Raw genomic sequence first — 10869 nt, 5'->3', positions numbered from 1 at the left:
CGGACGATGCGTATCGACCTCGCCGGGCTGCCACAAGTCGCCGCCTGGATGGAGCGGATGCGCGCAATTCCTGCGGTTGCAGCGGACCACCAGCGCGCAGCGAAAGCGTGGCAGGGCGTCCACAATATCGCGGCGGAATTTGAGGGCCCCGATGGCCGGATTCACTGGCGCGACAGCCGCCTGGAATGGCCCGTGCGCCATGGCTTTATTGATCTCGTCGCGCGCGAGTTCCACGCCGGCAGGATGCTGTTCCCGCCCGACGCGGCCTGAACGATGGAGCGCGAATAACGGAGGCTGCGATGCCGGTCGAATACATTCCACGCACGCGCGAACTCTACAAGCAGTACGCTCCCTACAAGTGGGTGGTGAACGCAGATCCGCCGCCATGGACGCCGTTGCGCAAGCCGATTGCGCAATGCCGCGTCGCGCTGATGACCTCGGGCGGCCTGCTTTATCGCGACCAGCCGCGTTTTCATCGCGAGGACGCGAGCTACCGTGAGATTCCGAAAAGCGCGACTCAAAACGATCTCGATATTTGGCATTTCGGCTACCGCACCGCCGACGCGGAAGCCGACCATAACTGCGTCTTTCCGCTCGCACGGATGCGCGAGCTCGAGGCCGAAGGCAGGATCGGCGAACTTGCAGATCCGGCTTACAGCTTCATGGGCGGAATTTATTCGTCACGGAAAGTTCGCACCGAGCTTGCGCCGCGGATCGCGGATGAGTTGCAACGGGCGCGGATCGACGCCTTTTATCTCGTCCCCGCCTGACCTGTCTGCCATCAGTCCGTTGGACTGATCGCGCGGGTTGTCGAAGCGGCAGGAATTCCTACTTTGTGTATGACTTCGGCGCTGGATATTACGCGCGCGGTGAACCCGCCGCGCGCGGTCTTCGTGAATTTCCCGCTCGGGCATCAGACCGGCAAGCCGCATCAGCCCGAGCTGCAGCGCACGATCGTGCGTGACGCGATGCGCGCCTTCGAGACCATTACGCATCCAGGCACAATCATTGAACTGCGCTACGTGTGGGATCCCAACGATCGCGGCTGGGAACAGACTGACTATACCGGCAATTTCCTGGCGCCACGGCCCGAAAAAGAGGATGCCGATCTGATCGAAGCTGAGCGCCGCGCCCGCTTTGCCGACGCCAGGTAACTGGCGTTCGAGCGATCCGCGATTAGCCGGCTTCCGCCGATCTGGAGCCGGTCCGGGGACGTCGTTCGCGCGCGCTAAGCTCAATTCCCGCCCCCGCGAAATGCGCGGCCAATAACTTAATCGCGGCTTCCGGCGTAGCGACGACCGTCAGCGCGCCGTAGATTTTGGCGGGCGCTATCAGGTTGTCACGAAAGACCCGCAGCAGCCGCCGCCAGCGCTCGCCAACCAGGATCAGCGGCCGAGCGCCCGGCGTGCCGACCACCAGCTCCTGCCAGGCAAAGACCACCTCGGCCAGCGTGCCGATTCCACCATGCATCGCGACGTAGCCGTCCGCGCGATCAATCAGCCAGGTGAAGCGCTCGTAAAAATTCGTCGTCCGAATTTCGTCGACCACATGCGCGTTGACGACACTGCCAAAGCGGTCCAGGGTGACGCCGGTGACATGCGCCCCGGCCTCCGCGCCGCCGCGGCTGATGGCCTCCATGACGCCGTCGTAGCCGCCGGTCATAAGGTCAAAGCCGGCCTGGCCCAGCAGCTCGCCCATACGCTGCGACTCGGCATAGAGTCGCCCACCCCGCCGCGCCTGTGCGCTGCCGAAAACCGTAATTACTGGCCGCGCCGGCGACCCGCGCTCCGGCTTTCGCGGCCGCGGATGCTTGTGGTTGGCCGCTGAACGCCCGTTTTCACGCTTCATACGTCTCTCATCCGCGAACATCATATACCTTATCCGAACGCCGCTCGCGGACTTCCTTCGGCTTGGCTCAGAACGAAGCTGCCTGCTCGGCGCGCGGCGCGTCTAACGTTGATGCGTCGGGTATGCGCGCATCAGGGCGTGCGGCGAGCAGACGAGGTGCGCGCGCTAACTTGCGCGCCACCGGAATGGCTGTCACCTTTTTCGCACTCGCACGGGAAAATGAAAGTCAACTTGTCAGCAAAGCCCAAATCAACTCGCGAGCGCGACCGCGACGCCTTCGCCCCGGCCGCGCGCCACGGCCTCTACGAGGCGATTTTTCGCCGCCGTGACGTCCGCGCGTTCCGGCCCGATCCGATACCCGACGCCGTGCTCGCGCGCGTACTCGTCGCCGCCCATCACGCCCCCAGCGTCGGCTTCACGCAACCATGGGACTTCATCATCGTGCGTGATCTCGAACGGCGGCGCGCAGTCAAACGCCTGTTCGAGGAGGAGCGGATCAAAAACGCCGCGCAGTTCTCCGGCGCCCGCCGCGAGAAGTTTCTTGCGCTCAAGCTCGAGGGAATTATCGAAGCGCCGTTGAATATCATCGTCACGTGCGAACGCGAGCGCTTCGGTCCCGGCGTGCTCGGCAAAACCGGTATCGCTGACGTCGAGCTTTATTCGACCTGTCTCGCCGTCGGTAATTTGTGGCTCGCCGCGCGCGCTGAGGGGCTGGGAGTCGGTTGGGTCAGTATCCTGCGCAATCGCGAGGCTCAAGCGCATCTTCGCCATTCCGCGCAAGATCGTAGCGGTCGCGTATCTCTGCGTCGGCTACGCGAAGTCCTTCCCGCGCCGGCCGATCCTCGAAACCGCGGGATGGGCCCCGCGCATACCCCCGCGACGCCTGCTCCATTTCGAGTCGTGGCGCGACGAGGGCGCGGCAGCGAACAGCGAGATCGCGCGGATGGTGCGCCAATCCGCTATCTGGCGAAATATCTTCCCGCGCACCAGCTAACGGCGCCGCTTCGCCGCCATTTCGCCTTCGCCTTCGCGTCTAAGCATCACCGTCAGCGGCGCGGTCCAACGACAGATCCGCGAGCAGCCGATTGAGCATCAGCATGACATGATTCTCCGCGCGTTCAATTTTCAATACTTCGTCAGTCATCGTGACACCGCCTTGAAATGCGAGAAACCTTGGCCCTTAGTCGATCTCGTATACCACGGTTACATCCTCGAACAGCGGATGATTGCAGAGGGTGTGCGCAAAGCTGAAGCCGTGACGGCCCAGGCCGTCCCGAAAGGGCCCATGATCGGAATCGACCAAGCGTTGCATAACCTGCGAAATTGTAGCCCGGTGGCCGGCTTAATCGTAGCCGAAATCCAGCCTTTGACTAACTTGCTTGTGTTGAGTTGAGCGAAAGTGGAACAATTTCATAAGTGACGGCGATGGAAAAGCGACCGGAAGGAAATGCCGTCGTCAGGGAGCGCGGCCTCGCCTATGACGATTTCAAACGCCGCTACCTGAATGCCGGACAGCCGGTCATTCTGACCGACGCGATCAAAGACTGGCCGGCGTTGACGAAATGGACGCCGGAGTTTTTCGCGAATCAGCACGGTGATCGCACCGTCGAGATCGAAGGACGCTCATACACGCTGCGCGAAGTGGTCGCGGGAGTACTGGATCCGGCGCGCGCCAAAACTCCTTACATGCGCAACAAGGATATTGATCGTCTGGTCCCCGAGCTCATGGCGGATATTGAGCCTCATCCGATCTACTGCTCGCCGAACTGGCTTGATGGGCCGTTTTCCTGGGGGCTGCATCGCGACTTCCGTAAAGGTTCGTGGCAGCTTTACATCGGCGGGCCGGGGATGGGTTTTCCGCATCTGCATTACGATTTGGGCAGGACTCATGCATTCCTGATGCAGATTTACGGGCGCAAGCGCTTCATGATGTATGCGCCCGCGGACACGCCGTACCTGTATCCGTGGGAGAACATTCCGAATCTTTCTTTGATCGAAGACCTCGAGCGCCCCGACCTCGAGCGGTTTCAGTTATTTCCTAAGGCGGTCCGTTACGAATGCGAGCTTGGTCCAGGCGACACCATCTTCGTGCCCGGCGGCTGGTGGCATACGACGAAAATCGAGATGCCCTGCATCACGGTATCGTTCAATATCGCAAACGCCTCGAACTGGTCGGCGTTTATCCGCGAACAGTGCCGCGCGCTGTCACCGCGGGCAAAACTCAAGCGCGCCGGCTATCTGCATCTTCTGCGAATAGTCCGGACGGCGCTCGAGACCTCACACCGGTTGGCTGACCGCGGCTCCGACGCGAAAGTCTAAAATCAGAACCCTGACGTTACGATCGACCACGCTGAACGGTTAGTCGCCGCCAGCACCATCTCGCCGACCCGGCGGGTCCAGAATCCTGACGTGCCGAATTCACCCCTCCAAGCCTGGATGCGCCGGGTGAAGCGCTGGAGCTGGTATTCCATCGTGTAGCCGATCGCGCCGTGCACCTGATGGCCGACACGCGCGACCGCGCCGGCGGCGTCGCCCGCGCGAGTTTTCGCGATCGCGGAAGCAAACAGTGCACCCTCGTCGGTGGCCAGCGCTTGATACGCTTGTTGCGCCGCGACGCGAGCGGAAGCGACCTCGCCGGCGGCCGCGGCCAACTGATGCTGAATTGCCTGGAAGTTGCCGATTGGCCGTCCGAACTGCTGGCGCTGAGTTGCGTACTCGACCGTGATCTCGAGGACGCGAGTGGCGGCGGCTGCAAGTTGCACTGCGCGCGCTGCCGCCCCGCGTGCAAAAATTTGTTCGCGCGCGACGGGACCGCCGACGGCTAGCGGCTGCACCGCCTTGAAGTGAACCGTATCGCGCGGCTCCCCCGCAAGATTGGAGCCCGCAACGATCTCACCGGACTTCGGATCGAGCAGGACGAGATCGCCGCCCGCGATCGCGACGACCCCCGAGGCATCGCGCGCCCAAGGCACGCGTTCGAGGATTCCGCTGACGCGTTCGCCGTGGCGCGTGAGTTCTTCGCCGGGCGCGAAGGCTACAAGCGTGAGAACTCCGGCAGGAGGCTCGAAGCCTTGCGCGGCAAGCAACGATCCGCCGATCGCCATCTCCGCGAGCGGGATCGGCGCGGCGGTCGATGCGGCGGCGCGCAGGAGGGCCGCCTCGATCGCGAAAGCCTCGCCAGGGTCGCCAGTCAATGCGGCGGGCTGGATCATCCCCTGCCCTTCGAGCCGCTTCCAGACCGCAGCGGGCCAGACTCCGCGCGTCGCGGCTTCGACTAGCTCCGGCGTGAGCGCGTCAACGATGGTGCGGCGGGCGGTTTCTTCGATCAGCGCCAGATCGTTCATCAGCGCAGCCCCATCTCGCGCGCGATGATCCCGCGCAGAATTTCGCGGGTCCCGCCGCGCAGTGAATAAGACGGCGCGGAAAGCACCGTCTCGGCGAACAGGCGATTGAGATGTCGGGTGGAACCCGGATCCGCCTGCTCTGCGATTTCACCGAGCAGTCGCTCGCCAATGTCCTGCTCGAACATCGAGCCGGTCTCCTTGACCAGTGCGGCCTCGAAGTTCGGGGACTCGCCGCGACCGAGCTGGGCCGCGACCGCCATCGACATCCCGCGCAGCGGCACCAGTCGCGCGATCAGCGAACCGATCAGGGTGGTCTGCTCGGGCGACGGTGTGCGCCGCGCGCTCGCGACGAAAGCTTCGAGCAAAACGAACGACGAGAGAAAGCGCTCGGGGCCGCTGCGCTCGAACGCCAACTCGCTGATTACCTGCGACCAGCCGGCGCCCTCCTGTCCCAGGATTGAATCGGCCGAAACGTGGACATCCTCGAACAGAACTTCGTTGAAATCGTGCTTACCGGCCATGTTGACGATCGGGCGCAGCGAGATGCCCGGGGTGTCGAGCGGGATGAGCATCTGGCTCAAGCCCTGTTGCCGCGTGGCCTCGGGGCCTGTGCCAGTCCGGCAGAGCGCGAGCAGGTAGTGCGACTGATGGGCGTACGAGGTCCAGATCTTGCGCCCGTTGATCACCCAGCCGTCACCGTCGCGGGTGGCGCGCGTGCGCACGCTGGCGAGGTCGGAGCCGCTCTCGGGCTCGCTCATCCCGATCGCGCAATAGCATTCGCCGCGCGCAATCGCGGGCAGGAGCCGCTCGCGCTGCTCCTCGGTGCCGAAGCGCAGGATCTGCGGGCCGGTCTGCCGATCGGCGATCCAGTGCGCCGCCGAGGGCGCTCCGGCCGCGCAGAGCTCCTCGACGACGACATAGCGTTCGAGCGAACTGCGTTCGCCGCCCCCGTAGCGTTTAGGCCAGGTCATCCCGATAAAGCCGGCAGCGCCGAGTCGGCGGCTAAAGGCGGCGTCAAAATGGCTCCAGGAGTCGGCATGTGGAGTCTTCATCGCCGGGTCGGCGGCGAGGAACTCGCGGATTGCGGTGCGGACCGGCTCCAACTCCGGGTAACTCGAACTGACGTCGAACTGCGGCGTTTTCATTTCACGGCACCTTATAACTTGGGATGGAGTATCCGAAAGGCCGTCCCCACGCAATCACATCGGGTTCGTGGGCGTTGACGTGGGTCCGGCCGCGCGGCTAGAGCTTAATCCAATCAATCCAGCCTGAAGATCAATCCGGAGTGTCGCAATGAAGTTTGGTGTGATGTACGATTTTCGCAACCCGTCGGCCTGGCGTCAGCCGGAACCAGCGCTCTACAAGTCCCATCTAGACGCGATCGTGCGGCTCGAAGAGCTGGGTTACGATAATGCCTGGCTGACCGAGCATCATTTTGTCGAGGACGGTTACAATCCGTCGGTGCTGCCGATTGCCGCCGCGATCGCCGTGCGCACCAACCGCATACGAATCGGAACTTTTGTGCTGCTGCTGCCGTTTCATAATCCGGTGCGCGTGGCGGAAGACGCGATCGCGGTGGATATCCTGTCCAACGGCCGCTTCGATCTCGGCGTCGGACAGGGCTATCGCGCGGAGGAATTTCAGGCGCTGAACATTCCGCGGCCCGAGCGCTCGGCGCGCCTCGACGAAGGGCTCGATTTGCTTCATCGGCTCTTCACCGAGCGCGAGGTCAGCTTCGCGGGCAAATACAATCGCGTCACCGGCATGACACTCTATCCACGCCCGGTGCAGAAAGACGGCCCCCCGATCTGGGTCGGCTGCCGCACCGCGAAGGCGACCGAACGCGCGGCCCGAATGGGCTTTCACCTGCTCGCGACGCTCGGCCCCGATCCGGCGATCCCGTATCATGCGGCGCTCGGGAAGCTCGGCCGCGATCCGAAACAATTCAACGTTGCGCAACTGCGCGCGGTGCATCTGGCGCCGACCGCCGATCAGGCATGGAGCGAGGCCGCGCCGCATCTGCACTACATGATGACGCATTATGATCAATGGCTCGCCGAGGCGAACGACGCCGCGGGCGACAAAGAGGTGTGGAAGATCAACTCGCCGGCGGATTTGCGCGATTCACCGATCGCCGAGGGACTGATGATCGGAACAGCGAAGGAAGTCGCGGCCAAGCTCAAGAAGTTTCGCGCCGAGTATGCCTGCACGCACTTCATCATGGCGTCGCAACTGCCCGGGATGGATCCGCGCGTCGCAACGCGATCGCTCGAACTCTTCGCGCGCGAGGTGATGCCGGATTTTCACGACTGATTGCGCAGTGCGCGACTGAGTGAACGGCGGCGCGGACGAGGCTAGTTGATCACTTTATCGGCGCGCAGCTCCGCGAGCTGCTCGAGCGGGATGCCGGCCTCGCGCAGCACTTCCTCGGTATGCTCGCCGAGCGCCGGCGGGCGGCGCCGGAATTTTGCCGGCGTCTCGCTGAAGCGCATCCCAGGATTCACCGTCCGTACCGCTCCGGCCTGCGGATGCTCCCAGATGGTGAAATTCTCGTTGGCGACGATCTCGGGATCGCTGAAGAGCGTTTCATAGGTGTGGACCGGCCCGCCGGGACAATCCGCCTCTTCGATAACCTTGAGCCAATGCGCGCTTTCGCGCTCGGGGAAGAGTTGCGCGATCCCGCGCAGACAGGTGCGCAGCCGCTCTCGCCGATCCGGCACGTCCCACCACTCGGGATGTCCGACGCCGGCGAGCAAGCGCTGCCACTGATCATCAGTATACGGCGCGATGCTGACGTAGCCGTCTTTGGTGCGGAACGGATCGAGGCTGCCATTCTTCGGCGTCTGATGCTTGTACTCGTCTTCCGGAATGAAGGCGTAACCGACCATCGTGTCATTGGCGACGAAATTCAGCATCGCCTCGACCATCGGCACACGGAGGTATTGGCCGACGCCGCGGCTGCGGGCGGCGTGCAGCGCGGCGACGATGCCGATTGCTGCGGTCAGGCCGCTGATTTTGTCGGCGAGCACGGTTTTAACCGCCGTGGGCTTGCCGCCCGGACCACCCTGAATGGCCGCCATTCCGGTAAAACCCTGGATGACCGGATCATATGCGGGCGCGTCGGCCATCTCGCCATCGGGCGCAAAGCCGTGGATCGCACAATAGACGATCTTGGGGTTAATTTTGCGGACATCCGCATAGCCGACGCCGAGCCGATCGGCAACGCCGGGGCGGTTATTCTCGATCATCGCATCGCATTTGCCGGCGAGCCGCCGCACCAGATCGCGCCCCTGCTCCTGGCGCAAATCAATCACGATGCCGCGCTTGTTGCGGTTGAACATCAGGTAGTAGGCGCCCACACCATTCTTTCCGGGCCGCGTGATCAGCCGCGTGGTGTCGCCGGTCGGCGCTTCAACCTTGATGACGTCGGCGCCGAGATCGCCAAGCAGCATCGTGCAGAAGGGTCCGGAGACGGCCTGAGTGAGATCGAGAATGCGAAATCCAGCGAGCGGTCCGTCGGCCATTTCGGTGTCCCCTTGTGAAGATCCGGCGCGCCCGTTGGCGGGCTAGATGATTACCTTGTCGGCGCGCAATTCTTCGATCGTCTCGCGCGCGATATTCGCCTCGCGCAAGATCTCCTCGGTATGTTCACCGAGCAACGGCGGGCGCCGCGAGATGCGCGCCGGCGTTTCGCTGAAACGCCATCCGGGGCGTGGGGTCCGCACCGGACCGGCCTCAGGATGCTCATAGGTCGTAAAGCTTTCGTTGGCTACGACCTCGGGATCGCTGAACAACGTCTCGTAGGAATGGACCGGGCCGCCAGGGCAATCCGATTCCTTGAGGATCTTGAGCCAATGCGCGGTCTCCTGCTGCGGAAATAGTTCCGCGAAGCCTTTCAGGCATGTGCGGATCCGCTCGCGGCGACCCGGAATCTGCCACCACTCGGGATGGCCGACGCCAGCCGTCAGGCGCTGCCATTGCGCGTCGGTGAAGGGCGATATGGCGACATAGCCGTCTTTGGTGCGGAACGGCTCGATGCTCAGGCTGTTGGGGACCTGATTCTTGAATTCGTCCTCGGGAACAAACGCATAACCGATCATCGTATCGTTGGCGGCAAAGGCCATCATCGCGTCGAGCATCGGGACGCGGACGTACTGCCCAACGCCGCGGTTGCGCGCGGCATGTAGCGCCGCCACGATACTCAGCGCCGCGGTCATCCCGCTGATTTTATCCGCGAGCGCCATCCGCACCGCGACCGGCTTCCCGCCGCTGCCCTGCAGCGCAGCCATCCCGCTGTGGCCCTGAATCACCGGGTCGAAGGCGGGCGCGTCGGCGCGCGGACCCTTGGCGCCAAAGCCGTGAATCGCGCAGTAGACGATCTTCGGGTTGACCTTGCGGATGTCGGCATAGCCGATGCCCAGACGATCGGCGACCCCCGGCCGGTTGTTCTCGATGATCGCGTCGCAGCGCGCTGCAAGCATCTTCACCAGGTCCACGCCGCGGCTCTGCTTGAGATCGATGACGATGCTGCGTTTGTTGCGGTTGAAGACCAGAAAGCCTGCGGCGACGCCTTTTTTGCGCGGCACGCCAACGCTCCGTGTCAAATCGCCGGCGGGCGGCTCGACCTTGATGATGTCGGCGCCGAGATCGCCAAGCGTTTGCGTGGCGAAGGGGCCGGAGACCACCTGCGTCAGGTCAAGAATCCGAAACCCTGCCAGCGGTCCTTCAGCCATTGTTCCAATCCTTCTCGATGCGCTCGAACGGGTCGATGCGCGCGAGCGCCGGTGAGATAATCAGATGCCTGATTAACGCGTGGACGCGCGCGCCGTCAAGCCACCGCCCTAAAATGATCACTTGAGGCGGGCGTGGGCGAGCGAGGGCAACTCGCGGCGGACGCGCTCGAGATAATCAAGATCGAGCGGCGCCACGACCACGCCCTCCTGATCGCCTGCGCGGGCGAGCACGCGGCCCCACGGATCGACGATCATCGAATTGCCGTAATCACTGAAGCCGTGGACGTTGGCGCCAAACTGCGCCGGCGCAATCACGAAGCACTGGTTCTCGATCGCCCGCGCGCGAATCAACGTATCCCAGTGAGCCTCGCCAGTCGGGAATGTGAAGGCGCTGGGAATCATCAGAAAGCGGGCGCCGGCAAACGCCAGGCGCCGGTAAAGCTCGGGGAAGCGCAAGTCATAGCAGATGCTCAAGCCGACTGTGCCGAGTGCGGTCGCGGCGGTAACCACTTCCGTGCCGGGAATTTTTGCGTCGGATTCCTTGATTGTCACGCGGCCCGGCAGATCGACGTCAAAGAGATGAATCTTGCGATACGCGGCCAGACGCGCGCCGTCCGGGCCGAACAGCGCCGAGGTATTGTAGCGCCGGCTCTCGCCCGGTGCGTGCTCGGTGATCGAGCCGGCCAGCAGATGGATTTCGAGCTCGCGAGCGAGTCCCGCCATTAGCGTGAGGGTCGGTCCTTCGAGGGGCTCGGCGGCCGCAGGTTCGTCGCTGCGCTTGCCGCGCCAGTTGAAGACTTCGGGCAGGGCGACCAGTCGCGCGCCGCGCGCGGCGGCGAGCCGAATCAAATGATCGGCCTTGGCGAGATTCGCCGCCTTGTCGCTCGAGGTCGTCATCTGGATCGCGGCCGCAAGATGGGTCATTGCCAAGGCCTCGGGGTTGC

The 10869-nt window shown here is 63.7% G+C and carries 13 protein-coding genes; 6 read left to right on the top strand and 7 right to left on the bottom strand.

Annotation, left to right across the window (positions count from 1 at the left end; genetic code table 11):
• From VKS22_15720 to VKS22_15710, 3 genes are all read left to right on the top strand, one after another.
• Positions 1-270 (top strand): hypothetical protein (locus VKS22_15720; GenBank protein ID HLW72061.1); only part of this gene is annotated, 270 nt, incomplete at its 5' end.
• Positions 271-299: 29 nt separating this feature from the next.
• Positions 300-770: a glycine/sarcosine/betaine reductase selenoprotein B family protein gene (locus tag VKS22_15715; GenBank protein HLW72060.1), complete on the top strand. Its 471-nt coding sequence runs from the start codon at positions 300-302 to the stop codon at positions 768-770.
• A 69-nt stretch (positions 771-839) separates the two neighbouring features.
• The gene (locus VKS22_15710; protein HLW72059.1) at positions 840-1154 is read left to right on the top strand and encodes a hypothetical protein; all 315 of its coding nucleotides are present in this window, start codon (positions 840-842) and stop codon (positions 1152-1154) included.
• A 22-nt stretch (positions 1155-1176) separates the two neighbouring features.
• On the opposite strand, the gene VKS22_15705 is transcribed toward VKS22_15710, so the two are convergent.
• Positions 1177-1848: an LOG family protein gene (locus VKS22_15705; GenBank protein HLW72058.1), complete on the bottom strand. Its 672-nt coding sequence runs from the start codon at positions 1846-1848 to the stop codon at positions 1177-1179.
• 219 nt (positions 1849-2067) lie between these two features.
• Here VKS22_15705 and bluB point away from each other — a divergent pair, with 219 nt between their 5' ends.
• Positions 2068-2937: a 5,6-dimethylbenzimidazole synthase gene (bluB, locus tag VKS22_15700; GenBank protein ID HLW72057.1), complete on the top strand. Its 870-nt coding sequence runs from the start codon at positions 2068-2070 to the stop codon at positions 2935-2937.
• 91 nt (positions 2938-3028) lie between these two features.
• On the opposite strand, the gene VKS22_15695 is transcribed toward bluB, so the two are convergent.
• Entirely contained in the window at positions 3029-3160 is a 132-nt protein-coding gene (locus tag VKS22_15695; GenBank protein ID HLW72056.1) for a hypothetical protein, read from the bottom strand.
• A 113-nt stretch (positions 3161-3273) separates the two neighbouring features.
• Between VKS22_15695 and VKS22_15690 the strand changes: the two genes are divergently transcribed.
• Positions 3274-4167 (top strand): cupin-like domain-containing protein, encoded by an 894-nt coding sequence (locus VKS22_15690; protein ID HLW72055.1) that lies wholly within the window; start codon positions 3274-3276, stop codon positions 4165-4167.
• Positions 4168-4169: 2 nt separating this feature from the next.
• Here VKS22_15690 and VKS22_15685 read toward each other — a convergent pair whose 3' ends face one another.
• Together VKS22_15685 and VKS22_15680 are read right to left on the bottom strand one after the other, a co-directional pair.
• Positions 4170-5192, bottom strand: coding sequence for an acyl-CoA dehydrogenase family protein (locus VKS22_15685; protein ID HLW72054.1), 1023 nt, complete (start codon positions 5190-5192; stop codon positions 4170-4172).
• Positions 5192-6337 carry an acyl-CoA dehydrogenase family protein gene (locus VKS22_15680; GenBank protein HLW72053.1) on the bottom strand — a complete coding sequence of 382 codons (1146 nt, stop codon included), beginning with the start codon at positions 6335-6337 and terminating at the stop codon, positions 5192-5194. Before VKS22_15680 ends, VKS22_15685 begins: the two co-directional genes overlap by 1 nt.
• A gap of 148 nt (positions 6338-6485) precedes the next feature.
• Between VKS22_15680 and VKS22_15675 the strand changes: the two genes are divergently transcribed.
• Positions 6486-7505, top strand: a complete 1020-nt coding sequence (locus tag VKS22_15675) for an LLM class flavin-dependent oxidoreductase (GenBank protein HLW72052.1) — start codon at positions 6486-6488, stop codon at positions 7503-7505.
• A 41-nt stretch (positions 7506-7546) separates the two neighbouring features.
• Here the strand turns inward: VKS22_15675 and VKS22_15670 are convergent, their stop codons facing one another.
• The 3 genes from VKS22_15670 to VKS22_15660 all read right to left on the bottom strand — a co-directional run bounded on the left by VKS22_15670 (position 7547) and on the right by VKS22_15660 (position 10849).
• Complete coding sequence (locus VKS22_15670) at positions 7547-8716, bottom strand: CoA transferase (GenBank protein HLW72051.1); 1170 nt, start codon at positions 8714-8716, stop codon at positions 7547-7549.
• A gap of 42 nt (positions 8717-8758) precedes the next feature.
• Positions 8759-9925, bottom strand: a complete 1167-nt coding sequence (locus tag VKS22_15665; GenBank protein HLW72050.1) for a CoA transferase — start codon at positions 9923-9925, stop codon at positions 8759-8761.
• Positions 9926-10042: 117 nt separating this feature from the next.
• Positions 10043-10849, bottom strand: coding sequence for a carbon-nitrogen hydrolase family protein (locus tag VKS22_15660; GenBank protein ID HLW72049.1), 807 nt, complete (start codon positions 10847-10849; stop codon positions 10043-10045).
• Positions 10850-10869: the final 20 nt, after the last annotated feature.

The organism is Candidatus Binataceae bacterium (assembly GCA_035308025.1).
Taxonomy (GTDB): Bacteria; Desulfobacterota; Binatia; order Binatales; family Binataceae; genus JAJPHI01.
Note: the sequence above shows the minus strand (reverse complement) of the source record. Positions and strands in the feature narration are given on the sequence as shown.

Excerpts from the sequence above, each read along its gene's own strand:
- VKS22_15670 (HLW72051.1), bottom strand. The coding sequence starts at position 8,716 with ATGGCCGACGGACCGCTCGCTGGATTTCGCATTCTCGATCTCACTCAG.
- VKS22_15665 (HLW72050.1), bottom strand. The coding sequence starts at position 9,925 with ATGGCTGAAGGACCGCTGGCAGGGTTTCGGATTCTTGACCTGACGCAG.
- VKS22_15675 (HLW72052.1), top strand. The coding sequence starts at position 6,486 with ATGAAGTTTGGTGTGATGTACGATTTTCGCAACCCGTCGGCCTGGCGT.
- bluB (HLW72057.1), top strand. The coding sequence starts at position 2,068 with ATGAAAGTCAACTTGTCAGCAAAGCCCAAATCAACTCGCGAGCGCGAC.
- VKS22_15680 (HLW72053.1), bottom strand. The coding sequence starts at position 6,337 with ATGAAAACGCCGCAGTTCGACGTCAGTTCGAGTTACCCGGAGTTGGAG.
- VKS22_15695 (HLW72056.1), bottom strand. The coding sequence starts at position 3,160 with ATGCAACGCTTGGTCGATTCCGATCATGGGCCCTTTCGGGACGGCCTG.
- VKS22_15710 (HLW72059.1), top strand. The coding sequence starts at position 840 with ATGACTTCGGCGCTGGATATTACGCGCGCGGTGAACCCGCCGCGCGCG.
- VKS22_15715 (HLW72060.1), top strand. The coding sequence starts at position 300 with ATGCCGGTCGAATACATTCCACGCACGCGCGAACTCTACAAGCAGTAC.
- VKS22_15705 (HLW72058.1), bottom strand. The coding sequence starts at position 1,848 with ATGAAGCGTGAAAACGGGCGTTCAGCGGCCAACCACAAGCATCCGCGG.
- VKS22_15685 (HLW72054.1), bottom strand. The coding sequence starts at position 5,192 with ATGAACGATCTGGCGCTGATCGAAGAAACCGCCCGCCGCACCATCGTT.
- VKS22_15660 (HLW72049.1), bottom strand. The coding sequence starts at position 10,849 with ATGACCCATCTTGCGGCCGCGATCCAGATGACGACCTCGAGCGACAAG.
- VKS22_15690 (HLW72055.1), top strand. The coding sequence starts at position 3,274 with ATGGAAAAGCGACCGGAAGGAAATGCCGTCGTCAGGGAGCGCGGCCTC.